The organism is Streptomyces sp. 3N207 (genome assembly GCF_052246355.1).
GTDB lineage: Bacteria > Actinomycetota > Actinomycetes > Streptomycetales > Streptomycetaceae > Streptomyces.
In genome coordinates this window covers 206994-231599 of record NZ_JBQQBV010000012.1, presented here as the reverse complement: position 1 = coordinate 231599, position 24606 = coordinate 206994, and the positions used below count along the sequence as shown (strand labels likewise).

Below are 24606 nucleotides of genomic sequence, written 5' to 3'. Positions count from 1 at the left end.
AGTTGCCGCCCCGAACGCGGGCTCTACACCGTCGCGATCACCTGATCCGGCTGGTCCAGCCAAACCTGCTGCGCGCTGCGGGTGACCGTCACACCGAACCGGGTCAGTTCCGGCATTCCGTGACGCTGCCACCACGCGCGGGCGGCGGTGGCTTCCGTCCACAGGTCCCGGGGACCGGTCTGCTTCACCGCGTCGTCCGCTTTCCACTCGTGGAAGAACGCGACTGCACGCGAGCCATCAACGTCCCACAGCACAAGGCGCCGTGTGGCCTGCGGATCGCTGTCGTTCCATACAACGCGATACCGGACGGTGGGCAGATGCAGGCCGATGGAGAACGCGCAATGGACGGATTCCAGCACTGATTCAGGACTGATGGCGGAAGGGCCGTAACGCGCCTCGGCCTGGTCACGGCCGGCACCCGCGTCCGCCGGTGGCCGCTCGTTGCGGATCCACATGAAACTCACGCTGTCCACGAACCTGCCGACAGCTTCGGGCCCGGCGTCCCCTCCCTCGCCAACCCGCAGCTTCAAAAGACCCGCGTTGCAGAACGACGTGCCCCACGGCGTCACCACGACCCCACCCGGCTTGCACTGCTCCACCCACGCATAAGGCACGCGACGAACCGCCGCCGTGGAACTCACCCGGTCGTACGGCGCACGCTCCAGGAACCCTCGTGTGCCGTCACCGACGACGAGCACAGGGGAATGCCCGAGTGCGGCCAACGCGCCCCGGGCGCGTTCCGCCACTTGCGGGTCGATCTCTACGGACACGGTACGGGGAGCCCCCACGCGGGCGCACAGGAGCCCCGTGGTCCAGCCCGAGCCGATCTCCAATACGGACTGGCCAGAGCCACGCACATCGAGATGCCCGAGCATACGAGCGACCAATGTCGGCATACTCACCGAACTTGTCGCTGTTCCGGGGCCGCCCTCGGCCCCGTCGTCGAGCTGAGTGACCACTACATCGTCCGCGTTCGCTTTCGCGTGCCACTCCTCGGCATTGCCGCCCCTCGTGACCTTCCGGTACCCGCCGGGGCCTTCCTCGGCCCAGATGCACTCGGGGAGAAAGGAACTGCGCGGGGTTCGCAGAAACGCACCCCGCCAGCCTGCCCCCAGAGCGCCGGACTCACCGAGATGAGCGACGAGTTGTCCATACTCCGAGTCTTCCATGGGACTACTTCTCGCTCTCGTCGTCCTCAGGCGGGATGGGATTGTTCCATTGCCCGTCCGACTCCCGGGGAGACTGCTGCCTGTCGCCGTCCTCGCCACCCTTGCCGTCGCTGTGCCTTCCCATACGGGCCCCTCCTTCAACTGATGCTCGATCTACCCGTGTTCATCAATCAATGTAGAACGAGACCGGCTGCACAGCCGTCATCATTCCCGTCTCATACTAAAAATCATGAAGGAAGGATCGAGCGCACTCATCGAGGAATGCCCGAGCATCATCCCCGAACAAAGCTCGACTCATATACATCTCGAAGATTTCAAGGTGCTGGGCAACATCCTTGGAGTCTCGAAAAACGAGGCGCCCTGTGAATGTTTCCACTGTGGCCAGACGACTGTCGTAGACCGTGAACGTGTTCAGCGGACCACGTACGAGTGGCGTCCCGTTCCGAAGCACCCCCAAGCGAATATTGGGGAGCCGGGACAGCGAGGCCAGTCGGTCCACCTGAACGACCATCGCCGACGGGGGGACGATTGCCCATTTGATCGCCTGCTCCGTGAGCAGGAACGTGAAGGACTTCGAGACGTCGTAGAGAATGGCCTGCCGTTCCAGTTTCTTGGCCACCGTCCTCGATGTGTCCACCGGCGAATGAGCGAGACTGGCACGCACATACTCAGGCGTGGCCAGGAGGCCAGTGATCATGGACGGCAAGAAATAGCGCAGTTCAGCGGCGGCTGCTTCGAGCGACGCCAGTTCCGTCTGACGCTTGTCGAGGCCACGGCGCCACGACGACCGCTTGTCCTCCCACTCGGTGTTCGCGATGCGCGCCAGCGCGGTTATCTCGACCAGCAGATCCCGGGGCACCTGAAGGGCAGTGAGGATACGCTCGACATCAACGACGCTCGGCGTTGTCCTGCCGGTCTCGATCTTCGAAATCTTACTTTGGCTCATGGCGCAACGCCTGGCGAGTCGATCTCCGGAGAGACCTGCTCGCTTACGCAACTCCTTCAGCGTCTCCGCCAGGTCGTTCTTGGACTGCGCCAGCTGCTCAGGGTCGAGCGTCACCCGTGCACTTTCGCGTACTCGGCAAACGGGATCGCAGCCTCGAAGGCGGCACGCTTCCACCGGCGGTAGGGCTCGATGTCACCCTCCACGACTTCCCGGTTGATCTGCGTACCGTCCGGTCGGTAGTTCAGATGAACCACCCTTGATTCGTCGAACATCCACCAGTCCTGACCAAGGGGAAGGCCAAAGTCTCCTTGCGTCACATCAAGGATCCGAATGTGCTCGCCGGCGGCCACGTTCCCCGGGATTCCCCAGGACAGTTGGTAACGCTGGTAGTCGGTCAGCGGCTGACTGACTACGCGTACGCGGCCGATCCACTTTCCTTGATCCAAGTACCCGCGCACCCGCTCATGCCAACGGCGGTTGTGGTCGACGGGCTTGGGCTGCCCGCTCAGAAACCGTGCCAAGCTTGCGGCCTCTTTTGGCATGGAGTACTTCGGCTGCGTCTCGAACCGAAATGCTTCCCGCTCGAAGGCGTCGAAGAACTCCCGCCATTCGTCACCATCCAAGAACACGGACAGCCTCCCTCAGGACGTGTTCGGGAATCTCGACGAGACCTTCCCCTCCCGGCACCTGGAACCCGTCGTATACGTCGCCCTGAACGACATACGAACCGCGCCCGGTCGCGTAGATGTTCGGACAGTCATCGTCATCGCACTCCGGCCCGTAGACATTGCCGGTAAGTCGTGTCAGTCCCTCACTCACGGCCATGGCTTTCCCCCTCCGCCCCGGGTGTCTCCCGGCCCCTACCAACGACGCTAGGGTGCCCGAAGCGGGTCGTCCATGCCGTCTCGGGACTATTCCTGTCCTGGCATAAGTACCAACACCGTGCGGGAATGAGCGCGTAGTACCGAACTGTGCGGACGCCCTTCAGTTCCGGCCACTTCCGGCGGCCCTCGGAGAGCGACGGGGGCGAGAGCAGTGCTCTCGCCCCCGAGCACTGCTCCTATTCGAGGGCTCCGCTCTTCACGGAGGTCAGGAACGCGGACCAGGCGTCGGACCGGAACGCGAACGCGGGACCGTCGGGCTGCTTGGAGTCCCGTACGGCCATGACGCCAGCGCTCAGGCGGGCGCCCTCGACGCACTCACCGCCCTGGTTGTCGCTGTAACTCGACTTGAACCAGGCGGCATCAGTCATCGAGGGTTCCGCTCTTTACCGAGGTCAGGAAGGCAGTCCAAGCATCGGCCCGGAAGACGAACGCGGGCCCCTCCGACTGCTTCGAGTCCCGAACGGCCATCACGGCGCCACTCAAGCGAGCGCCCTCGACGCACTCTCCTCCCTGGTTGTTGCTGTAGCTCGACTTGAACCAGGCGGCGTCACCTAGGACCTCGGCCATGCTGGTCATGAGTATCAATGCTCCTTGACTGCTTCCTTGATCAGTTTCAGGGATTCGTGCGGCCCTGGGGCCATCGCTTGGAGATCAGTGAACGCCTCCTCGTACCGCTCGACGTCGCCTTCCCGCCGACACACCCAGGCATCTGACAGGTTCTCCAGGTAGACGATAGGCCGCAGTGCGGTGCGGTCGGAGAACTGAAGGACGACGAATGGCCCGTTCATGCCAGGATGAAGTCCGAGACTGAACGGCAGCACCTGAACACGAACGTTCGGCCGGGAGGCCATGTCGGCGATGTGGCTCAGTTGGTCGCGCATCACTGTGGACCCGCCCACGGCACGGTGCAGCACTGCCTCATTGATGATCGCGGTGAGCCTGAGCGGTGACTTCTCGCGAAGCAACGCCTCCTGACGGGTCATACGCACGTCCACGAGGCTATCCAGTTCCCCCTCGGTCAGGCCGTGATGAGCATGGTCGTAGATGACGCGAACGTAAGCCTCAGTCTGTAGCAGGCCCGGCACGAACTCAGAGGCGTAGTTCTGCACGACATTAGCCGTAGCTTCCAGTCCCAAGTACGCCTTGAAACCGGGCGGAATCACCGGCCGATACGCCGCCGACTGCCACCAGTCCCGCCGGGTCTTCGTCACCGCGGCGTACCCCTGCAAGACGGCCCGCTTCTCCTTCGACGCCCCGTAAATCTCGCAGAGCGCTATCACGTCGGACGGCTCGGCAGAGGCGTTGTCGCCCGTCTCCAGGCGGGTGAGCTTGGACGAGCTCCACAGGAGCTTTCGGACGACCTGGCGTCCGTTCAGGCCCGCGGCCTGCCGCAGTTGCCGCAGCTCGCTGCCGAGCTGCAAGCGGCACAGGGCGGGCGTTGCCGACTCGATGTCTGTGATCATCGCGCGCTTCCTTCCTCCGCCAGCGCGAGAAATGTTCTGCGAATTTGCAGAACATTGCGGTGAAGCATGAAAACCACCGCCGAGCAGCAGGAAATGGCGCGGAAAGTTGTCCGCGCAAACTCCCCAACTCCGTTCCAACGCTAGCCGTGTTGGTGCCACTCTGTAGGCGCTTTCTCACAGAGCGCGCAAGGAAGGAATGTCCCGTGACGAGTTACCGCTCTGCGGCATGCGGTCTCGGCAGGCACGCGGAGTGCCGTCATGCGACACCGAGGCAGGCGCCTCCGGGCGTCCCGGTGACGTACGAGGCATGCGACTGCGTCTGCCATACAGGGGTGGAGGGAATCTGGATCTACGACAGGGAGCAGACGGCCATCCCCGCGGCCGGTGAGCTTCGGCTGCTGCCGTGGACCACCGGGTCCGGCAAACCGTGCTACCTCAGCGGCACGCCCGACTCCCTCCTCTCCTGCTACGCCGACGAACTCGAAGAGGCCCAACTGGAGGAAGGTCACCGCGCGTTGAAGCGCATCCTGCCCTTGCTGGCCAGGCAGACGGGCGCCGACGACGAGACCGCGCGGGCCACCCGGAAGGCCGCGCTCGCCCTCAGCAACGTCATCCGCGTCGCCGACAGCCGGGGTGCCCGGCTACCGGAAGCGGACCAATGAGGGTTCGGGCAATCCGAACCCCGGGAGGGGTGGCACCTCCATGGTTCCCGTCCGTCGGCAGCTGTGGAATGTGCGGCAGCCAGCACGCGCCCGCCACCAGCCACGAAGAACGGGGAAGACATGCGCCGACACCGGCCTGCGCTCCTGTGCGCCCTCGCCGTCCTGACCACCGTCACGGTCGTCACGGGCACGCTGCCCGCAACTGCCGAGCAACAGCAGCCGGACAAACGCACCCAGATTCGCGAGGGCCTCGCCGACATCACCCGCAACGGCGCCATCGGCGTCCAGGCGCGGGTGACGGACAACCACGACAGTTGGACCGCACGGGCCGGCTCGGCGAAGGCTGAGGGAACCGCACCCGTTCCCCGGAACGGGCTCTTCCGCGCGGGCAGTACGACCAAGATGTTCACTGCGGTCGTCCTGCTGCAACTGGTCGGGGAGGGCCGCGTGGCGTTGGACGATCCCTTGTCGCGGTACCTGCCACCCGGCCTCGTACCGGACGCGGACCGCATCACCGTGCGGATGGTCCTCCAGCACACCAGCGGCCTGCACGATCTGGCCCGCGACCTGCCGCAGGGCGAGGAGTTCGTCCGGACCCGCTTCCGGCACCACGATCCGGCGGCGCTGGTGCGCGCGGCGGCGGCCAAGCCCGCCGACTTCCCGCCCGGCACCGACTACGGGTACTCCAACACCAACTACGCCGTCGCCGGACTCGTCATCAAGCGGATCACGGGCCGGTCGTACGCCGAGGAGGTCCGGCGGCGGATCACCGTGCCGCTGGGTCTGCGGCACACCTCCGTACCCGGAGACAACGCGGTACTCCCCGGGCCGCACGCACACGGCTACATCAAGCTTGCCGACCGCGAAGACATCACCGAACTGAACCCCTCGATGGCCGGCGCGGCGGGGGAGATCACCTCCACCACGGGCGACCTGGACACGTTCCTGACCGCGCTCACCTCGGGCAAGCTGCTGCGCCCCGCCGAATGGCGGGAGATGAACCGCACCGTCGCCACCGGCGAACCCGGCGCACGCTACGGGCTCGGGCTCAAGCACCGGAAGCTGAGCTGCGGACGTACGGTCGTCGGGCACACCGGCGGCATCCCCGGCTACGCGACGCTGGCCTTCACCACGCCCGACCGTTCCCGGCGGATGGTGCTGTCCGCGAACCTCGCCGACTGGCCCGCGGACCCGGGTATCGGAGCCCCGCTCGACAAGGTGCTGGACAACGCGTTCTGTGACTGACGTCGGCCGGCCGACTCTGCGCTCTCCCCCGCAAAACGCCAAAGCCCTCCTTATGTGGTGAGCTGCCGATACAGACAGCATGGGGACGAAGGGCGGTGCGAACGGTGCGAACGATCGGGCTGATCGGCGGGATGAGTTGGGAGTCCTCGGCCGAGTACTACCGGATGCTGAACGAGATCACCAAGGAGCGGGTGGGCGGGCTGCACTCGGCGCGGCTGGTGCTGTACTCGGTCGACTTCGCCGAGATCGAGGTGTTGCAGGCGGAAGGCCGGTGGGAGGAAGCGGGCGGCATCCTCGCCGACGCGGCCCGCGCATTGGCGGCGGCCGGCGCGGAGCTGCTGGTGCTGTGCACCAACACCATGCACAAGGTCGCCGCGCACATCGAGGAGGCCACTTCGGTGCCGCTGCTGCACCTTGCGGACGCGACCGCGTCGGCGGTGCGGGCGGCGGGGCTGCGGCGCGTCGGACTGCTGGGCACCGCGTTCACGATGGAGCAGGACTTCTACCGGGGCCGGCTGGCCGCCGGTGGCGTGTCGGTGCTGGTCCCCGACGCGGCCGACCGGGAACTGGTGCACCGGGTGATCTACGACGAACTGTGCCTGGGAACCGTGCGGGACGACTCACGGGCCGCGTACCGGCGGGTGATCGACAAGCTCGTCGCGGACGGGGCCGAAGGGATCGTGCTGGGCTGTACGGAGATCGAGTTGCTGATCGGCGCGGACGACAGCCCCGTGCCCGTCTTTCCCACCGCACGGCTGCACGCGGAGGCCGCGTTCGAGGCGGCGACCAGCTGACGGTCACCGTTCGCGCAGCACCTCCGCCGCCTCCGCGGGGGTCGTCACCACCCGTACCCCCTCCGGGACCGGCGGGCGGCGGACGACCACCACCGGCAGCCCGGCCTCCCGCGCCGCCGCGAGCTTGGGCGCGGTGGCCGTACCGCCGCTGTCCTTCGTCACGACGACGTCGATGCGATGGCCGCGCAGCAGCGCGCGCTCTCCCTCCAGGGAGAACGGGCCCCGGTCCAGCAGCAGCTCCATGCGGGCCGGGACAGGCGTGCCCGCTTCCGGCGGGTCGACGGAGCGGGCGAGGAACCACAGACCGTCGCTGCCCGGCCCCGCGAACGCGGCCAGTCCCATACGCCCCGTCGTCAGGAAGACGCGCCGCCCCAGCCGGGGCAGCAGCAGAGCGGCCTCGTCCAAAGAGTCCGTCATATGCCAGTTGTCGCCCTCACTCGGTACCCAGCCGGGGCGGCGGAGAGCGAGCAGGGGAACATGGGCACCGGCCGCGGCCTCGGCGGCATGGAAACTGATCGTCTCGGCGAAGGGATGGGTGGCGTCGATGAGTACGTCCACACGGTGTGTACGCAGCCATTCCGTCAGCCCCTGGACGCCTCCGAAGCCGCCGATGCGTACGTCGCCGACCGGCATCCGCGGGGCGGCGACCCGTCCGGCCAGCGAGCTGGTGACGCGTACGCCGGTGGCACCGTCCAGCAGCTCCGCGACGCGGCGGCCCTCCGTCGTCCCGCCGAGGATCAGTACGTGCACGGGCTGCGGTTCCTTTCATGGGTGAGGAGCCCAAGGGCGGGCGCGGCGCTCAACTCAAACACACCGGGCTGCGGCCGGGCTGGACGACCGGTGCCTGTGCGACCGCGGCGACGACCGCCGCGTACACCGCGCTGCTGACCGGCGACTTCCCCGACCCGGTGACGATCGCGCTGCCCAAGGGCCAGACGCCTTCGTTCGCGCTGGCCCGCGAAGAGTTGGCGCCGGGCTGCGCCATGGCCGCCGTGATCAAGGACGCGGGCGACGACCCCGACGTCACCCACGGCGCCGTGATACGTGCCACCGTGCGCCCTCTCGCGCCGGGCGCGGGCGTCGTCTTCCGCGCCGGGCCGGGCGTGGGCACCGTGACCCGTGCCGGGCTGCCCCTCGATGTGGGCGAGCCCGCCGTCAACCCGGTGCCGCGCCGGATGATGCGCGACCACGTCGCGCGCGTGGCGCAGGAGTACGACGGCAGCGGCGATGTGGAGATCACGCTCGCCGTCGACAACGGCGAGGAGATCGCACGTTCCACCTGGAACCCGCGGCTGGGCATCGTCGGCGGGCTGTCGATCCTGGGGACGACCGGCATCGTCGTCCCCTACTCGTGCTCCGCATGGATCGACTCGATCCGGCGCGGAGTGGATGTGGCCCGCGCGGCGGGGCGTACGCATGTGGCCGGATGTACGGGCTCGACCTCGGAACGCACGGTCGTCGCCGAGTACGGGCTGCCGGAGGACGCGCTGCTGGACATGGGGGACTTCGCGGGCGCCGTCCTCAAGTACGTACGCCGCCACCCCGTCGACCGGCTCACCATCTGCGGCGGCTTCGCCAAGCTGTCCAAACTGGCCGCCGGGCATATGGATCTCCATTCGAAGCGCTCCCAGGTCGACAAGGGCTTCCTCGCCTCCCTCGCACGCCAGGGAGGGGCCGACGAAGCGCTCGCCGCGCACATCGCCGAGGCCAACACCGGCCTCGCGGCCCTGCAATTGTGTGCCGCCGCCGATGTGCCACTCGGCGATCTGGTTGCCGCCGCCGCCCGCGATGAAGCCCTCGCAGTGTTGCGCGGGGCGCCCGTCGCAGTTGACGTCCTCTGCATCGACCGCGCGGGGACCATTGTGGGCCGCAGCATTCTCCGCTAGGTCCCAGAGGGCTGCGCTTGCCCACCCTGCGCCCTGGGGGTACCCCCTGCTCGAAGAGCTTGGGGGAGCAGACTGCCCAAGCTTCGCAGGGACACGCGCCCTGCAAGGGGCGCGGGGAACTGCGCGACAAGCCACAACGCACCCGCAGTCTGCGACGGTGGGACAGGGGCACCCCCTCAGCACACGTGCCGGTCGCGCTCCGCCGAGTAAAGGTGGCTGTCCCGGAAGTGCTCCGCCGCAAGCGTGCGGCCCACCAGGATGACCGCCGTCTTGCTGATGCCCGCGGCCCTCACCTGCTCCGCAATGTCCTGCAAAGCACCCCGCAGCACGATCTCGTCCGGGCGGCTGGCGAAAGCCACCACCGCGGCGGGGCAGTCGGCACCGTAGTGGGGGAGCAGCTCGGCGACGAGCTCATCGACGTACCGCACCGCGAGATGCAGCACGAGCAGCGCGCCGCTGCGCCCCAGCGTGGCGAGGTCCTCGCCCTCCGGCATGGGGGTCGCCTGCCGGGCGATCCGGGTCAGCACGACGGTCTGGCCGACAGTCGGCACCGTCAGCTCCCGCTTCAGCGCTGCGGCAGCCGCCGCAAACGCGGGCACGCCCGGTACGACCTCGTACGGCACCCCGGCGGCATCCAGGCGCCGCATCTGTTCGGCGACGGCGCTGAAGACGGACGGGTCGCCCGAGTGCAGCCGGGCCACATCCAGTCCCTCGCCGTGGGCGCGGACAAGCTCCTGGGTGATGGTGTCCAGATCGAGCTGCGCCGTATCGACCAGCCGCGCGTCGGGCGGGCACTCGGCGAGCAGTTCGCGGGGCACCAGGCTGCCCGCGTACAGGCACACCTGGCAGGCGGCGAGCGTACGGGCGCCGCGCACCGTGATCAGGTCGGCGGCGCCGGGCCCGGCGCCGATGAAGTACACCGTCATGTGTCCCCTCCCACTGTGGCTCCCACTGCCGAGCCGGTGCCCTTGCACACCGCCCATTGCGTCACCGGCATCGCCTGCCGCCAGCCCGTGAAGCCGCCCACCGGCACTCCGTGCGCCACCGAGAGCCGCACCAACTCGCCGCCGTACCGCCGGTACCACTCCACCAACAGCGCCTCCGACTCCAGGGTGACGGTGTTGGCGACCAGTCGGCCGCCCACCGGCAGCGCCGCCCAGCAGGCGTCCAGCAGGCCGGGCGCGGTCAGCCCGCCGCCGACGAACACGGCGTCGGGCGTGGGCAGTCCGGCCAGCGCGCCCGGCGCCGTACCGGTGACGACACGGAGCGAGGGCACACCGAGGCGCTCCGCGTTGCGCGAGATGCGCGCGGCCCGCCCGGGGTTGCGCTCCACCGTGAGTGCTCCGCATGCGGGGTGCGTGCGCAGCCACTCCACGGCGATGGAACCCGCGCCGCCGCCCACGTCCCACAGCAGTTCGCCGGGTGCGGGGGCCAACGCGGCCAGCGTCGCGGCCCGTACATGACGCTTGGTGAGCTGGCCGTCGTGCTCGTACGCGGCATCCGGCAGCCCGGGGACCGCGCCCAGCCGCAGCCCGTCCGGGGCAGCCGCGCATTCGACGGCGACGATGTTGAGGGGATCACCCGGCGGGTGCGGCCAGTCCTCGGCCGTCCCCTCGTAGGTGCGCTGCTGCGCGCCACCGAGCTGCTCCAACACCCGGATCCGGCTCGGCCCGAAACCGCGCTCCCGCAGCAGCGCCGCGACCTCGCCGGGGGTGCGGGCACCCGCGGCGAGGACCAGCAGCCGCCGCCCCTCGTGCAGTACGGCGGCGATCCGGGCGAGCGGCCGGCCGACGACGCTGACGACCTCGCACTCCTCCAGCGCCCACCCCAGCCGCGCACCCGCCAGGCTGACGGACGAGGGGTGTGGAAGAACGCGGAGCGGCAGCTGCGGGAGCACTTCGGTGAGGGTGCGGCCGATCCCGTAGAAGTACGGGTCACCGCTCGCCAGCACCGCGATCCGGCGCCCGGCGTGCGCCGCGAGCAGCCCGGGCACGGCAGGCCGCAGCGGCGACGGCCACACCACCCGCTCCCCCGCGCACTCCTGCGGCGGCGGCAGCAGAGCGAGCTGGCGGCGGCCCCCGATGATCACCTCGGCAGCGCGCAGCGCCTCCCGCGCGGGCCCGGTCAGCCCCGGCCAGCCGTCGGCCCCTACCCCGACAATCGTCACCGGCTCGACCGGTGACGATTGCGGAACGGCCGACGACGGGGACATCACGGACACACCTCAGGGCAGACAGACGGGGACAGGGGCGGCTCGAACTGTACTGTTCGGGACCCCGCTCCCCGACCACCGGTCCCGGTCCACAATGGGCGCATGGATCAGAACGCACTGCCCGACCACGCCATGCCCGACTGGGAGAAGCGGTTCAGGGCGCCGCGCGTCTCGCTGCCCGAGTGGGCCGAGGACGCACCCGCCCGGTCGCTGTTCGTATCGAACGCGACGGGCACGTTCGAGCTGTACGCCTGGGACCGTACGACCGGCGCACAGCGGCAGGTCACCGACCGGCCCAACGGCACCACGGACGGCACCCTGACGCCGGACGGCGAGTGGATCTGGTGGTTCTCGGACACCGACGGCGACGAGTTCGGTGTCTGGATGCGCCAGCCCTTCGACGGCGGGCCCGACGCGGTCGCCGTCGAGGGCCTGGACCCCGCCTATCCGGCGGGCCTGGCGATCGGCCGGGACGGCACCGTCGTCGTCGGCCGCTCCACCGACGAGGACGGCTCCACCATCCACGTGCTGCGCCCCGGCTCCCCCGCGCCCGTCGAGATCTACCGGCACAGCGAGTCGGCCGGTGTGGGCGATCTCTCACACGACGGCACACTGCTGGCGATCGAGCACACCGAACACGGCGACGCCATGCACTCGGCGCTGCGCGTGGTGCGGCGCGACGGCTCCACCGTCGCCGAGCTCGACGACAGCGAGGGCGGCACGAAGGAGCTGGGCCTCACCGTGCTCGGCTTCGCCCCCGTCGACGGCGACCAGCGGCTGCTGGTCGGCCACCAGCGGCGCGGCCGGTGGGAGCCGATGGTCTGGGACCCGGTCGCGGGCACCACCAAGGAGCTGGAGCTGGACCTGCCCGGCGACGTCGCCGCCGAGTGGTACCCGGACGCCTCCGCGCTACTGGTCGCGCACAGCTACCAGGCCCGCGACGAACTCTTCCGCTACGACCTGGCGAGCGGCGAACGCTCCCGCATCGACGCGCCGGCCGGCTCCGTCATGGGCGCGACGGCGCGGCCCGACGGCACGGTGGAGTTCCTGTGGTCGTCCGCCGCCGAGCCGCCGCAGGTCCGTTCCACCACCGGCGCAGCCGTGCTCGACCCTCCCGGGATGACGGCACCGCGCTCCGTGCCGGTCGAGGACGCCTGGGTCGAGGGCCCCGGCGGGACGGTGCACGCGCTGGTGCAGAAGCCGGCCGGGCGGGGCCCCTTCCCCACCGTCTTCGAGGTGCACGGCGGCCCCACCCACCACGACAGCGACTCCTTCGCGGGCCAGCCCGCCGCCTGGGTGGACCACGGCTTCGCCGTCGTACGGGTCAACTACCGCGGCTCCACCGGATACGGCCGCGCCTGGACCGACGCCCTCAAGCACCGGGTCGGCCTGATCGAGCTGGAGGACATCGACGCCGTCCGCACCTGGGCCGTCGACTCCGGGCTCGCCGACCCCGACCGGCTCGTCCTGGCCGGCGGCTCCTGGGGCGGCTACCTCACCCTCCTCGGCGTCGGCACCCAGCCGGAGGTGTGGGCACTGGGACTGGCCGCCGTGCCGGTCGCGGACTACGTCACCGCCTACCACGACGAGATGGAGGCGCTGAAGTCCATGGACCGCACGCTGCTCGGCGGCACCCCGGAGGAGGTGCCCGAGCGCTTCGAGGCGTCCTCACCGCTGACGTACGTCGACAAGGTGCGCGCCCCCGTCTACATCTCGGCAGGCGTCAACGACCCCCGCTGCCCGATCCGGCAGGTCGAGAACTACGTCGCCAAGCTGGCGGAGCGCGACCACCCGCACGAGGTGTACCGCTACGACGCGGGGCACGGTTCGCTCGTCGTCGAGGAGCGGATCAAGCAGGTCAGGCTGGAGATCGACTTCGCGTTGCGGCATCTTCCGCGGACGGACCGGGAGGGTCGGCATCCGCTTCCGGAGGCTCCGGCCGGCTCTCCGGCCGGCCGTCCGGAATGAGTCCCAGCGCCGCGTCCCTGGCCAGCTCCGCCTCCCGGCGGAAGAAGCGGAACCACATGAAGACCACGAACCCGGCGAACACGAACCACTGCGCCGTATAGCCCAGGTTCTGGAACGCCTTCATGTCGAGGCCGGTGTTGTCGGGCGCGACCGGCGGCACCGGCCTCAGCGGCTGCTGGGTGCGCTGCTCGGTGATCCAGGCGTCCTCCACGCCGTACGGGACGACGTTGACCAGCGCCGCCGCACTGACGAACCCGAGCTGCCCCTCGGGCAGCGCGCCCGTGGCTCCGTCACCGGCGTCGTTCTGCGACTCCGACGCCTGGAGCACGCCCGTGACGGTGACCTCGCCCTTCGGCGGCGCCGGTACGCGATCCGGATCGGCCTTGCCGGGCAGCCAGCCGCGTACGACGGGCAGCGCCTTGCCGCCTTCGGTGTCCTCGGTGCGCAGCAGGGACAGCACATAGAAGCCCCGCTTGTCCTTGACCGTACGGTCCGGCACCAGCAGCGGATGCGCCGTATCGAACCGGCCCGTCACCTTAGCCGTGCGGCCGGCCGTGTCCTCGGTCACCGGCAACAGCTCCCGCAGCGCCCGCGCCTTGGCATGCTCCTGGGCACTCGACTGCTCCTGCTGCTCCTGATGCCGGTCGACCCGGTCGTCGAAGCGGCCGAGCTGCCAGCTGCCCATCAGCACACAGACCGGAATCGCCAGCACGGCGAAGATGTTGATCGCCCACCATCGCGGGGTCACCAAGAACCGGTACACGCCCCCACAGTACGACCACGCGATACGGACCGCCCCGAAGGGGCGCGGGGAACTGCGCGACCAGCCACAACAAAGCTGCACCCGGGCACTTCCCCGGCCCGCAACGGCGAGCCCCCGAACCGGCTCGGGTCAGATCAGTTCTGCGGAATGACGCCCGTGCGATAGACGGTTCCGTTACCGCACGTGCCCGGGACCCGCGTACCAGCGACCGGCGCACCGCCCTCAGGGGTGTGGGAGACCACGATCTCGGCGTCACCCCCGCCAGGGTCCCCGTTCCCACCGTCGGCCTCACCAGGCGTCCCGGTGCCACCGGAATCGCCTCCGCCGTCCGCCGAGCCCGCATCCGCACCGGAGTTGGGCCCGGAGGTCTCACCCTCGTACCGTCCGCCCTGCGGCGAAGGCGAACTGCATCCGCTGGGCACCCAGGCGAACTTCACCACGTACGCCTTGCCGGGCGGCAGCACGACCTCGTCCCGCGCCGCGGCCGGATCGCCGAGGCCGGGCGCCGGATCGCCGGCGGTGTGGTCGACGACCGTGACCTGCCCGCCCCCGCTGCCCTGTACGGAGGCGCCGACGACGCCCTCGCCGTCGACGGTGCAGGCGTCGCCGGAGACGTTGGCGACGCGGAAGCTGCCGTAGACGGTGCCCGAGCTGTCGGGCGCGCCCGACTGCGCCGAGCCTCCGCCCAGCTGCTCGCTGCCGCAGGTGGGTGCGCTGGCGTTGAGGGTCTCGTCGGAGTCGGCACCGCTGTCACCGGGGCCGCCGGTCGGTGACGGGGGGGCGTCCGAGCCGCCCTTGTCGCCCTTGCCTGTGTCCTTGCCCTTGCCGCCGTGGTGCCTTTCCTCGCCCTTGCCGCCCTTCTCGCCGACACCGGCGTCGGGGCCGCGGGTCTGGCCATGGGTGCTGGCGGCGGTCAGCGGTTGATCGTCACCGCCGACGCCCGGCACGACGCCGCCGTAGAAGAGCGCGGGCACTCCGACCACGACGACGAGCGCCGCCGCCATGCCGCCGACCATCGCCTGACGACGGTGCGCACGGCGCGCGGGCACGGCCCGGTGCAGATGCTCCAGCGTGCGGTCGACGCTGTCGGCGGGCGGCTCGATGCCGCGGACGCTGCTTCGCAGGAGCTCCCTGAGCGTCTCCTCCTCGGAGCTGAGCTCGGACTCGTCGAAGAGGTCCAGCGAGATCTCCTCGGAGACGCCGGGCTCACTCCTCCCGTCAGCGCCCTCTGCGGGGTGCCCGGCCGGTTCCGCGCGCCCGGCCGGTTCCGCGGCGCCCTCTTCCGTGCCGTCACGCGACGCGGGCGTCTCGTGCGGCTCACGCGGCTCTTCGCCGCCGGGGAGACCCGTTCCCTTGCTCATCACGCCGTCTCCATGGCGGTGCGCAGCGCGGCGATACCGCGCGACCCGTACGCCTTCACGGAGCCGAGGGAGAGGCCGAGCACCTCGGCCACCTGAGCCTCGGTCATATCGGCGAAGTACCGCAGCACCAGCACCTCGCGCTGGCGCCGCTGCAATCCACGCATCGCCTGTATCAACTGATCCCGTTCGAGCTGTTCGTAGGCCCCCTCCTCGGCGCTCGCCATGTCGGGCATCGGCTTGGAGAGCAGCTTCAGCCCGAGGATGCGGCGGCGCAGCGCGGAGCGGGAGAGGTTCACGACCGTCTGCCTGAGGTAGGCGAGGGTCTTCTCGGGGTCGCGGACACGCTTGCGTGCCGAGTGGACGCGGATGAACGCCTCCTGGACGACGTCCTCGCACGAGGCGGTGTCGTCGAGCAGCAGCGCCGCGAGCCCGAGCAGGGACTTGTAGTGGGCGCGGTAGGTCTCGGTCAGGTGGTCGACTGTGGTGCCATGTGCCATCGCCTCGTCAGCGTCCCCATGCTGTGTGAGCGGGCGCGACGGGCGCGCGGCTGGCCACGGCGCGATCACAGGCATGCCTCCGGCCACCGGTAGCCCTCCGGCACCGGGGCCGGGGCGACCAGGGGCCGTTGCGATTCCGAGTACCTCTGCCACGCCTGTTTGACACGTTTCCCCCCGTCAGGGTTGTACGCGACAAGCACTGTGCCGGAAAACACACCACATGCCGTCATACACACATCTCTCAGTCTCCGCGTACGTCCCGTGGCTGCCAGGCCGTCGGCCGCGCTCCCCCTGCGCGTCGGGCTCTGGAGGCAACAAAGACGCTCCCCGCCTGCCTGCCGGTTGCAGGGGCGGGGAGCGCCATTGTCCGTCAGTGAGCACGCCGTGGCCAGTGGGCCCCGCAGACGGCCGAAAGACAGTCTGTTCCCGGCCTGGTCAGCGGCCGGTGCCTCCGTAGACCACGGCCTCGTCCGTCTCGCTGTCCAGCCCGAACGCCGAGTGGACGGCGCGGACCGCATCGCCCACGGACTCCTCGCGGGTGACGACCGAGATGCGGATCTCCGAGGTGGAGATCAGCTCGATGTTGACCCCGGCGTTGGACAGCGCCTCGAAGAAGGTCGCCGTCACGCCCGGGTTGGTCTTCATACCGGCACCGACGAGGGAGATCTTCGCGATCTGGTCGTCGTAGCGCAGCGAGTCGAAGCCGACCGGGCCCTGCACCTTCTCCAGCGCCGCGATGGCCTTCTTGCCCTCGGTCTTGGGCAGCGTGAAGGAGATGTCGGTCAGTCCCGTGGAGGCGGCGGACACGTTCTGGACCACCATGTCGAGGTTGATCTCGGCCTCTGCGACGGCGCGGAAGAGCGCCGCGGCCTCGCCCGGCTTGTCCGGCACCCCGACGACCGTGACCTTGGCCTCGGACGTGTCGTGCGCCACACCCGAGATGATCGCCTGCTCCATCGACTCTTCCCCTTGCCCGTCCGGCTGCTCGTTCGTGACCCACGTGCCCTTCAGGCCGGAGAAGGACGACCGCACGTGGATCGGGATGTTGTAGCGGCGCGCGTACTCGACACAGCGGTGCAGCAGCACCTTGGAGCCGGACGATGCCAGCTCCAGCATGTCCTCGAAGGAGATCCGGTCGATCTTCCGCGCCTTCTTCACCACCCGCGGGTCGGCGGTGAAGACACCGTCGACATCGGTGTAGATCTCGCAGACCTCGGCGTTCAGCGCCGCGGCCAGCGCGACGGCCGTGGTGTCGGAACCGCCCCGGCCCAAGGTGGTGATGTCCTTGCTGTCCTGGGAGACGCCCTGGAAGCCGGCGACGATCGCGATGTTGCCCTCGTCGACCGAGTCCTGGATCCGGCCGGGGGTGACGTCGATGATCCGCGCCCTGTTGTGCGCGGAGTCGGTGATCAGACCCGCCTGGCTGCCGGTGAACGACTGCGCCTCGTGGCCGAGGGATTTGATCGCCATCGCCAGCAGGGCCATGGAGATCCGCTCTCCTGCGGTCAGCAGCATGTCGAACTCGCGGCCGGAGGCGACCGGAGACACCTCAGAGGCAAGATCGATCAGCTCGTCCGTCGTGTCACCCATCGCCGAGACCACAACGACAACCTGGTTGCCGTTCTTCTTGGCTTCGACGATCCGCTTGGCAACGCGCTTGATGCCATCGGCATCGGCAACGGAGGAGCCGCCGTACTTCTGCACGACAAGGCCCACGTGTGCTCGCTCCTCGAATCATTTCCCGGGACCCCGGTGCTCCGTGCGACGCTGCCCGGAAGGAAGGGATCCACTGGTCGGCTCAGTGTAACGACCGGACGGAACGGGTCCCGTCCGCGAAGGCCCCTGCCCACCTGGGCCGAAATGACACGGAAACGTGACTCTGTTCACGATGCCCGCGGGACGGGGGGGGACGGGGCACCGGGACACTGCGCACCGGGTCTCCCGCCCGAGCGGGCCCGCGACCGAGGAGGGGAAGGCCGATGGCCATCGACTACGTGAAACGCGCCCCCGCGGCAGAACGGGACCCCGCAGCGGGACGGCCCCCGGCGGACGCACGCGCGGGCGCCGGGGGCCCGGCGGTCGATCTGCGGAAGCTCACCGCGCGGGCTCCCGGCCTGGTGAACCTGTACAAATCCGCCCGCCGCTCCCTGGAGAGCGCCGGACTGGGGGACCAGCGTGCGGCGGTCTATCTGGTCCTGGACCGCTCGGGAAGCATGCGCCGGTACTACAAGGACGGCACGGTCCAGCACCTCGCGGAGCAGACGCTCGGGCTCTCCGCGAACCTCGACGACGACGGCACCGTCCCCGTCGTCTTCTTCTCCACCGAGCTGGACGGCATCGCCGAGGTCGGCCTGGACGCCTACGAGAACCGCATCGGCACGCTGCACGAAAGCCTCGGGCGGATGGGCAGGACGAACTACCACCTCGCCATGCAGGCGGTCATCGACCACTACACCGCCTCCGGCGCCACAGAGCCGGGCCTGGTGATCTTCCAGACGGACGGCGGTCCGACCTCCCGCACGGCGGCCGAGCACGTACTGTGCACGGCCGCGCGACTGCCGCTGTTCTGGCAGTTCGTCGGCTTCGGCGACCCGGACAGCAAGCAGTTCGACTTCCTGCGCAAGCTCGACGAACTCCCGGTCCCCGCCCGGCGCATGGTGGACAACGCCGGCTTCTTCCCCGCCGGCCCCGAGCCCCTCCACCTCAGTGACGACGCCCTCTACCGCAGCCTGATGAGCGAGTTCCCCTCCTGGCTGTCCGCCGCGCGAGAGGCGGGCATCCTGCGCTGAGAAGCCGGGTGGGCCCTCGCCGCGCGGGGCGGCGGCTCAGGCGTTCTTGAGGCCCAGCGGCTCGGCGATCTCGGCGGCCATCACGGCACCCGCCTCGGCCTCCAGGGAGCCGTCCTCGTCCCCCGCGTTGCTGTCGGTGTCCAGGCCGTCGAGCTCTTCGAGGGGCTTGTCCAGCCGGACGTGCGCCACCAGCGACTGGAGGGCGCGCAGTGCCGCCGAGGCGGTCGGGCCCCAGTTGGACAGGTAGGAGAACTGCCACCACCACAGGGCTTCGCTCACCCGGCCCGCGCGGTAGTGGGCCATGCCGTGCCGCAGGTCGGTCAGCACGTCCGAGAGGTCGTCGGAGATCCGGCAGGCGACGGGCGCCGAGCGCGGTACGTACGGGTCGAAGACCTCCGAGTAGACGTCGACCGGGTCCAGCAGCACGGCGAGCCGCTCGCGCAGCTCGTCCACGTCCGGCTCGGGGCCCACGTCCGGTTCGTACCGCTCGTCCGGGACGATGTCCTCGTGCGCGCCCAGCCGGCCGCCTGCGAGAAGGAGCTGCGAGACCTCCAGCAGGAGGTAGGGAACGGCGCTGTCCGGGTCGTCGCCCTTGGCGACCTCGGTGACCGAGACGATGAAGCTCTCGATCTGGTCGCTGATCTGGACGGCGAAGTCGTCGGGGTTGTTCTTGATGGAGTTCAGCGTCGCATCAGACATCGGGCAACCTCTCCCCTGTGGGCTTTTGCGCCCTTGGCTCGCACAGGCTCGCACGGGCTCGTACATCACGGGCTCGTACATCACGGGTCATGGGCTCACACATCAAGAAGCCGCCTTCCTTCGAAGGCCCGTCCCAGAGTGACCTCGTCCGCATACTCCAGGTCTCCCCCCACGGGAAGCCCGCTCGCCAGCCGCGTCACCTTGAGCCCCATCGCGGAGACCATCCGCGCGAGGTACGTGGCCGTCGCCTCGCCCTCCAGGTTGGGGTCCGTGGCCAGGATCAGCTCGGTGACCGACCCGTCGGCGAGGCGGGAGAGCAGTTCCCTTATCCGCAGGTCGTCGGGGCCGACGCCCTCGATGGGGCTGATCGCCCCGCCCAGCACGTGGTACCGGCCCCGGAACTCGCGGGTCCGTTCGATCGCGACGACGTCCTTGGGCTCCTCGACCACGCAGAGGACCGACGGGTCACGGCGCGGATCGAGACAGACCCGGCACTGCTCCTCCTGCGCGACATTGCCGCACACCGCGCAGAACCTGACCTTCTCCTTGACCTCGGTCAGCGCACTGGCGAGCCGGCGTACGTCGGCGGGCTCGGCCTGCAGGATGTGGAAAGCGATCCGCTGCGCGCTCTTGGGACCGACGCCGGGCAGCCTGCCCAACTCGTCGATGAGGTCCTGGACCACGCCTTCGTACACGGATGGCTCCCGCCTGCTCTCTGTTCGTCTCTGCGTACGTTAGTGGTCCGTACGGGCCACCACTAGCCGCTGACCAGCCCTCGACGGCCCCCGGCTCCCGACCCTGTGCGCTGCGTGGAGCCGGGAGCGGGTACCGCTCGGATCGCTTGGACCGCTTGGACCGCTGTCAGAACGGAAGGCCGGGCATTCCGCCCATGCCCTGCGCGAGGGGGCCGAGCTTCTGCTGCTGGAGCTCGGCAGCCGCGCTGTTCGCGTCGCGGACGGCCGCGAGCACCATGTCGGCGAGGGTCTCGGTGTCCTCCGGGTCCACCGCCTTCGGGTCGATGACCAGCCCCTGGAGCTCACCGGAGCCGTTGACGGTCGCCTTCACCAGGCCGCCGCCCGACGTGCCCTCGACGGATGTCTCGGCCAGCTCCTGCTGCGCCGCGGCCAGATCCTGCTGCATCTTCTGCGCCTGTTGCAGCAACTGCTGCATGTCAGGCTGTCCACCACCGGGAATCACGATTGCTCCTGGCTCACTAGACGCCTCTTCACCGCCCCGAGCCTACGTGTTCCCCCCTCCGCGGACCCGCCCCTCCCCGAACAGTCCCCACCTTCCGACCGCGATGCAGCCGTCAGTCGCGCGTCGTCGTGTGTTGTCGTACGTCGTCGTATGTCGGTCGTACGTCGTCGTACGTCGTCGTACGTCGTCGTACGTCAGTCGTGCTGGAACTCCTCCAGCACCGTCGCGCCGAGCTCTCGGACGATGAGGTCGTGGCCGGAGAGGGCGGAGTCGTCGAGGTCGGGGTCGTCCTCGGCGGGCATGTCGTCCTCGGGGCCGAAGCTCGACGGCGGAGGCGCCGCCGCGCGGGGGGCCTCCGGCGTCGGTGCTGATGCCGGGGCCGGAGTCGGCGCTGGTGCCTGGGGCGGCACCGGCGCGGTTCCGGCCCCCGCGGGCTGCCCCGTCCCGCCGGGCGCCCCGGACGCGGCGGCACTCGGGGCGGGCGCGGGCGCCGACCACTGCTGCGGCGGCGCCTGCGCGGGAGCGGGCGCCGTCACCGCACTGCGCGCGCCGGCCGCGCCGCCTCCCATGGCACCGGACCCCGCGCCGTACCCGGAGCCCGGCCCGCTAGGGCCCCCGGCACCACCACCGCCGCCGCCACTGTTACCGCCGCCACCCGACGGGTCGACGATGGCCTCGACCTGCCACTGCACTCCCAGCGCGTCGCCGAGCGCCTGCCGCAGCACCTCGTCGCTGCCGCCGTTGGCGAAACTGTCGCGCGCGCCGACGTTGGGGAACCCGATCTGGAGCGTCTTGCCGTCGAAGCCGACGATCTGCGCGTTCTGGCTGAGCAGGATCCAGGTGAAGCGCCGCCGGTTCTTGACGGCCTCCAGGATCTGCGGCCACATCTGCCGGACCTGCGCCGGATCGCCGCCACCGCCCGCGGGGGCAGCCGTAGGCCCGTCGCTCGCCCCGCTCGCCCCGTCGGCCGGTGGCCCGGACGGGGCCGGAGCGGCGGGAGGGGGCCCGGCGTGAGAGGTGGCGGGGCCACTGCTCGACGGCGGACCGGCCGCCCCCGGCCAGGCACCGGGACGCCGCGCGGAGTCCCCCGCACCAGCTCCACCACCGGCGCCGCCACCAGGCCCGGTTCCGCCGGGCCAGGCCCCGGGCCGTCGGGCCGACTCCGCGGCAGCGGGTGCGGACGGGGCCGAAGGGGGCGGCGCGGGTGCGGGCACCGACTCGGCGGGAGGCTGCCCTCCCGGACCGCCACCCGCATCGCCGGACACCCCCGCCCCCGTAACGGGCGACCCCGCAGCAGCACCCCCGTCACCGCCGGGACTCCCGGCACCAGAAGCCCCGACCCCAGAGGCACCGACACCCGGAGCCCCCACGCCAGGGGCACCGACACCAGGCGCACCGGCACCAGGCGCACCGGCACCAGAGGCACCAACACCAGAGGCACCCAGCGCAGCACCCGCAGCCCCTCGCTCCAGCCGGTCGAGCCGGGCCTGCACGGAGCGCTCGTCCCCGTACGTGGCGGGCAGCAGCACCCGGGCGCAGATCAACTCCAGCTGCAACCGGGGCGCGGTGGCCCCCCGCATCTCCGTCAGCCCGGTGTTGACGATGTCGGCGGCACGGCTCAGCTCGGCAGCCCCGAAGACCGACGCCTGGGCCCGCATCCGTTCGATCACGTCCCCCGGCGCGTCGATCAGCGACTTCTCGACGGCATCCGGCACGGCGGCCAGGATCACCAGGTCCCGCAGCCGCTCCAGCAGATCGGTGACGAACCGGCGCGGATCATGCCCGCCCTCGATGACACGGTCGACGATCTCGAACGCGCGCGCCCCGTCACCCGCGGCAAAGGCGTCCACGATGTCGTCCAGCAGCGCGCTGTCGGTGTAGCCGAGCAGCGAGGTCGCCATGGCATAAGTCACACCGTCCTCGCCGGCCCCGGCGAGCAACTGGTCCATCACCGACATCGAGTCCCGTACGGAACCGGCTCCCGCCCGTACGGCAAGCGGCAACACCGCGTCCTCGACGGGGATCTGCTCGCGCTCACACACCTCGGCCAGATAGTCACGCAACGTACCCGGCGGGACGAGCCGGAACGGATAGTGGTGCGTACGCGACCGGATGGTCCCGATGACCTTCTCGGGCTCCGTCGTCGCGAAGATGAACTTCAAGTGCTCGGGCGGCTCCTCGACGACCTTCAGCAGCGCGTTGAACCCGGCCGGGGTCACCATGTGCGCCTCGTCGACGATATAGATCTTGTACCGGCTCGATGCGGGCCCGAAGAACGCCTTCTCCCGCAGCTCACGGGCGTCGTCCACACCCCCGTGCGAGGCGGCGTCGATCTCGATGACGTCGATCGAACCGGGCCCGTTCCGCGCCAGATCACGGCACGACTGGCACTCCCCGCAGGGCGTGGGCGTCGGCCCCTGCTCGCAGTTGAGGCACCGGGCCAGGATGCGCGCGCTGGTCGTCTTCCCACAGCCGCGTGGGCCGCTGAAGAGGTACGCGTGGTTGACCCGGTTGTTCCGCAGCGCCTGCTGGAGCGGGTCGGTCACATGCTGTTGCCCGATGACCTCGGCGAAGGTCTCGGGGCGATAGCGGCGGTACAGGGCGAGGGACGACACACCCCCGACGATATAGGCCACCACCGACAACTGGCCCACTCCGCGGCCGCGCCCCACCGTCGCAAGCCCCCGGCAACGCAGACGCCCCTCACGCACCCGCCAGAGCCGACCTACCCTTGCTGCCTTCCGGCCCTGGGGGAGTTCAGTCAGTTAGCGCCACGTGAGGGGCTGCCGCCAGCCTACCCGATCCCCCGCACCCCCTTCGACCTCCCTCCCCGCCCCTCCCCCACCCCCGGATACGAGTTCGCGAGCACTCCCCAAGGTCTTGTACAGTTTGCGGCGGAGGATTCGCCTAGTGGCCTAGGGCGCACGCTTGGAAAGCGTGTTGGGGGCAACCCCTCACGAGTTCGAATCTCGTATCCTCCGCCCAGCTCTCACCGGGCTGAACGTAGGGCCCCACCGCCTCGGCGGTGGGGCCCTACGTAGTTCGTGGTTGCAGTTTTGGTTGCAGTTGGGCGTCCGCGCCCCCGACTGTGTGGAAGCGACCTCCATGACTGCCGGACGCGGGCCATGCTCGTGTCATGGCTGCCCTCCGTTCGACACGCCTTGAGCGCCTGCTGGGCGTACCGGTCTCCGAAGCAACCCAGTCTCACGTGAGCGCGCTGACTGGCGGCGCGGTCCCCGAAGACTTCGACCTGGACTTCAAGACAGAGCTGTACGGACGCAGTGACTCAGCGAAGCGGGACCTCTGCGGCGACGTGGCAGCGATGGCCAACACGTCAGGGGCCTGATCATCCTGGGGCTGGACGAGGACGAGCACGGTAACGCTGCGGGTGTGACGGAGGTCGAACTGAGTGATGACGAGAAACGTCGCATGCTCCAGGTCGTCGCCGCCGGCGTCTCTCCTCCTCCGTACATCGACGTGATCGCCCGGCCCGGGGAAGACACTGCAAGAGGCTTCTATCTGATTGCCGTGCCCCGCAGCACCCAAGCCCCCCACGCGGTTCTCGTCAACGACGCTCTGCGCTTCCCCAGGCGCAACGGTTCGACGACGGTGTACCAGTCCCAGCCTGAGGTCCGCGCCGCCTACCTCTCTCAGTTCGCCGCTGAACGTGACCGTGCTGGGCAGTTGGAGATCATCGAGAGCGAACTGCTTACCGAACTGGACTCCTCAACACAGGTGTTCGCTGTCCTTACTCTGGTTCCGGACCTTGGCGGTGCGATGACGATCGACACCGCAGCCTCAACAGATTTCCAGGGGCAGACCCTGGGCCGAAGCCCTTTGATCGCCAACGTGTCGGGGCTCAGTTGGAAGCGCGCCCAGGTTGGGCCTGGACGCCTGATCGCCGACGGAACTCCGAAGCCGGACGGCAGGTCGAGCTGGCTTGCCTGCCACCTCCACGCAACAGGTGCAGGATCGTTCGCCGCCCTGCTCGCTCGAACCGATCGCGACGATGCCCCTCACGCGTTGCTCGGCGATGAGCACCTCGCTGATACCACATGAGCGGGCTGCAAT

Annotated in this window: 26 protein-coding genes, 1 tRNA gene and 1 other RNA gene; 9 read left to right on the top strand and 19 right to left on the bottom strand. The window is 69.8% G+C overall.

The genetic code is table 11. The features are described from left to right. Window positions 1-23: 23 nt before the first annotated feature. The 7 genes from ACTWP9_RS20595 to ACTWP9_RS20565 form a co-directional block, all read right to left on the bottom strand. A complete protein-coding gene (locus ACTWP9_RS20595) occupies window positions 24-1169 on the bottom strand; it encodes a hypothetical protein (RefSeq protein WP_443247693.1) in 1146 nt (381 codons plus the stop codon). A 220-nt stretch (window positions 1170-1389) separates the two neighbouring features. Beyond that, window positions 1390-2229 carry a helix-turn-helix domain-containing protein gene (locus ACTWP9_RS20590; protein ID WP_443247692.1) on the bottom strand — a complete coding sequence of 280 codons (840 nt, stop codon included), beginning with the start codon at window positions 2227-2229 and terminating at the stop codon, window positions 1390-1392. After that, window positions 2226-2744: a DUF6879 family protein gene (locus ACTWP9_RS20585; RefSeq protein WP_443247691.1), complete on the bottom strand. Its 519-nt coding sequence runs from the start codon at window positions 2742-2744 to the stop codon at window positions 2226-2228. Before ACTWP9_RS20585 ends, ACTWP9_RS20590 begins: the two co-directional genes overlap by 4 nt. Continuing rightward, window positions 2728-2940 carry a hypothetical protein gene (locus ACTWP9_RS20580; protein ID WP_433101223.1) on the bottom strand — a complete coding sequence of 71 codons (213 nt, stop codon included), beginning with the start codon at window positions 2938-2940 and terminating at the stop codon, window positions 2728-2730. The genes ACTWP9_RS20585 and ACTWP9_RS20580 overlap by 17 nt, the downstream gene beginning before the upstream one ends. A 235-nt stretch (window positions 2941-3175) precedes the next feature. Next, a complete protein-coding gene (locus ACTWP9_RS20575; RefSeq protein WP_443247690.1) occupies window positions 3176-3367 on the bottom strand; it encodes a DUF397 domain-containing protein in 192 nt (63 codons plus the stop codon). Continuing rightward, complete coding sequence (locus ACTWP9_RS20570; protein ID WP_443247689.1) at window positions 3360-3575, bottom strand: DUF397 domain-containing protein; 216 nt, start codon at window positions 3573-3575, stop codon at window positions 3360-3362. Before ACTWP9_RS20570 ends, ACTWP9_RS20575 begins: the two co-directional genes overlap by 8 nt. 5 nt (window positions 3576-3580) lie before the next feature. After that, complete coding sequence (locus ACTWP9_RS20565; RefSeq protein ID WP_443247688.1) at window positions 3581-4462, bottom strand: helix-turn-helix domain-containing protein; 882 nt, start codon at window positions 4460-4462, stop codon at window positions 3581-3583. A 332-nt stretch (window positions 4463-4794) separates the two neighbouring features. Between ACTWP9_RS20565 and ACTWP9_RS20560 the strand changes: the two genes are divergently transcribed. The 3 genes from ACTWP9_RS20560 (at window position 4795) to ACTWP9_RS20550 (ending at window position 7163) form a co-directional block, all read left to right on the top strand. After that, window positions 4795-5124, top strand: coding sequence for a sulfatase (locus ACTWP9_RS20560; RefSeq protein WP_443247687.1), 330 nt, complete (start codon window positions 4795-4797; stop codon window positions 5122-5124). Between the two features lie 120 nt (window positions 5125-5244). Next, window positions 5245-6369, top strand: a complete 1125-nt coding sequence (locus tag ACTWP9_RS20555; protein ID WP_443247686.1) for a serine hydrolase domain-containing protein — start codon at window positions 5245-5247, stop codon at window positions 6367-6369. A 104-nt stretch (window positions 6370-6473) separates the two neighbouring features. Further along, window positions 6474-7163: an aspartate/glutamate racemase family protein gene (locus ACTWP9_RS20550; protein ID WP_443247685.1), complete on the top strand. Its 690-nt coding sequence runs from the start codon at window positions 6474-6476 to the stop codon at window positions 7161-7163. A 3-nt stretch (window positions 7164-7166) separates the two neighbouring features. On the opposite strand, the gene ACTWP9_RS20545 is transcribed toward ACTWP9_RS20550, so the two are convergent. Beyond that, on the bottom strand, window positions 7167-7913 hold the full coding sequence (locus ACTWP9_RS20545) for a cobalt-precorrin-6A reductase (RefSeq protein WP_443247684.1): 747 nt from the start codon (window positions 7911-7913) through the stop codon (window positions 7167-7169). A 17-nt stretch (window positions 7914-7930) separates the two neighbouring features. Between ACTWP9_RS20545 and ACTWP9_RS20540 the strand changes: the two genes are divergently transcribed. Continuing rightward, complete coding sequence (locus ACTWP9_RS20540; RefSeq protein WP_443247683.1) at window positions 7931-9049, top strand: cobalt-precorrin-5B (C(1))-methyltransferase; 1119 nt, start codon at window positions 7931-7933, stop codon at window positions 9047-9049. Between the two features lie 176 nt (window positions 9050-9225). On the opposite strand, the gene cobM is transcribed toward ACTWP9_RS20540, so the two are convergent. Together cobM and cbiE are read right to left on the bottom strand one after the other, a co-directional pair. Continuing rightward, window positions 9226-9975, bottom strand: a complete 750-nt coding sequence (gene cobM, locus ACTWP9_RS20535) for a precorrin-4 C(11)-methyltransferase (protein ID WP_443247682.1) — start codon at window positions 9973-9975, stop codon at window positions 9226-9228. After that, window positions 9972-11261, bottom strand: coding sequence for a precorrin-6y C5,15-methyltransferase (decarboxylating) subunit CbiE (gene cbiE / locus ACTWP9_RS20530; protein WP_443247681.1), 1290 nt, complete (start codon window positions 11259-11261; stop codon window positions 9972-9974). The genes cobM and cbiE overlap by 4 nt, the downstream gene beginning before the upstream one ends. A gap of 102 nt (window positions 11262-11363) precedes the next feature. Here cbiE and ACTWP9_RS20525 point away from each other — a divergent pair, with 102 nt between their 5' ends. Beyond that, window positions 11364-13229, top strand: a complete 1866-nt coding sequence (locus ACTWP9_RS20525; RefSeq protein WP_443247680.1) for a S9 family peptidase — start codon at window positions 11364-11366, stop codon at window positions 13227-13229. Here the strand turns inward: ACTWP9_RS20525 and ACTWP9_RS20520 are convergent. The 4 genes from ACTWP9_RS20520 to ACTWP9_RS20505 all read right to left on the bottom strand — a co-directional run bounded on the left by ACTWP9_RS20520 (window position 13120) and on the right by ACTWP9_RS20505 (window position 17566). Beyond that, complete coding sequence (locus ACTWP9_RS20520; protein ID WP_443247679.1) at window positions 13120-13992, bottom strand: SURF1 family protein; 873 nt, start codon at window positions 13990-13992, stop codon at window positions 13120-13122. The genes ACTWP9_RS20525 and ACTWP9_RS20520 overlap by 110 nt on opposite strands. Before the next feature lie 134 nt (window positions 13993-14126). Then, window positions 14127-15353: a hypothetical protein gene (locus ACTWP9_RS20515; RefSeq protein WP_443247678.1), complete on the bottom strand. Its 1227-nt coding sequence runs from the start codon at window positions 15351-15353 to the stop codon at window positions 14127-14129. Beyond that, a complete protein-coding gene (locus tag ACTWP9_RS20510) occupies window positions 15353-15925 on the bottom strand; it encodes a SigE family RNA polymerase sigma factor (RefSeq protein ID WP_443247677.1) in 573 nt (190 codons plus the stop codon). Before ACTWP9_RS20510 ends, ACTWP9_RS20515 begins: the two co-directional genes overlap by 1 nt. A gap of 360 nt (window positions 15926-16285) precedes the next feature. After that, complete coding sequence (locus ACTWP9_RS20505) at window positions 16286-17566, bottom strand: aspartate kinase (protein ID WP_443247676.1); 1281 nt, start codon at window positions 17564-17566, stop codon at window positions 16286-16288. Between the two features lie 263 nt (window positions 17567-17829). Between ACTWP9_RS20505 and ACTWP9_RS20500 the strand changes: the two genes are divergently transcribed. Then, window positions 17830-18639, top strand: a complete 810-nt coding sequence (locus ACTWP9_RS20500) for a VWA domain-containing protein (protein ID WP_443247675.1) — start codon at window positions 17830-17832, stop codon at window positions 18637-18639. A 36-nt stretch (window positions 18640-18675) separates the two neighbouring features. On the opposite strand, the gene ACTWP9_RS20495 is transcribed toward ACTWP9_RS20500, so the two are convergent. From ACTWP9_RS20495 to ffs, 5 genes are all read right to left on the bottom strand, one after another. Further along, the gene (locus tag ACTWP9_RS20495; protein ID WP_443247674.1) at window positions 18676-19338 is read right to left on the bottom strand and encodes a DUF5063 domain-containing protein; all 663 of its coding nucleotides are present in this window, start codon (window positions 19336-19338) and stop codon (window positions 18676-18678) included. Between the two features lie 95 nt (window positions 19339-19433). Then, the gene (gene recR, locus ACTWP9_RS20490; protein WP_443247673.1) at window positions 19434-20033 is read right to left on the bottom strand and encodes a recombination mediator RecR; all 600 of its coding nucleotides are present in this window, start codon (window positions 20031-20033) and stop codon (window positions 19434-19436) included. 166 nt (window positions 20034-20199) lie between these two features. Continuing rightward, window positions 20200-20535 carry a YbaB/EbfC family nucleoid-associated protein gene (locus tag ACTWP9_RS20485; protein ID WP_443247672.1) on the bottom strand — a complete coding sequence of 112 codons (336 nt, stop codon included), beginning with the start codon at window positions 20533-20535 and terminating at the stop codon, window positions 20200-20202. 194 nt (window positions 20536-20729) lie between these two features. Beyond that, window positions 20730-23150: a DNA polymerase III subunit gamma and tau gene (locus ACTWP9_RS20480; protein WP_443247671.1), complete on the bottom strand. Its 2421-nt coding sequence runs from the start codon at window positions 23148-23150 to the stop codon at window positions 20730-20732. Between the two features lie 77 nt (window positions 23151-23227). Next, window positions 23228-23322: signal recognition particle sRNA small type (gene ffs / locus ACTWP9_RS20475), an RNA gene on the bottom strand. A 109-nt stretch (window positions 23323-23431) separates the two neighbouring features. Here ffs and ACTWP9_RS20470 point away from each other — a divergent pair. The 3 genes from ACTWP9_RS20470 to ACTWP9_RS20460 all read left to right on the top strand — a co-directional run bounded on the left by ACTWP9_RS20470 (window position 23432) and on the right by ACTWP9_RS20460 (window position 24594). Continuing rightward, window positions 23432-23516 (top strand) — tRNA-Ser (locus tag ACTWP9_RS20470). A 227-nt stretch (window positions 23517-23743) separates the two neighbouring features. Next, window positions 23744-23881, top strand: coding sequence for a hypothetical protein (locus ACTWP9_RS20465; protein ID WP_443247670.1), 138 nt, complete (start codon window positions 23744-23746; stop codon window positions 23879-23881). A gap of 44 nt (window positions 23882-23925) precedes the next feature. Further along, window positions 23926-24594, top strand: coding sequence for a hypothetical protein (locus ACTWP9_RS20460; protein WP_443247669.1), 669 nt, complete (start codon window positions 23926-23928; stop codon window positions 24592-24594). Window positions 24595-24606: the final 12 nt, after the last annotated feature.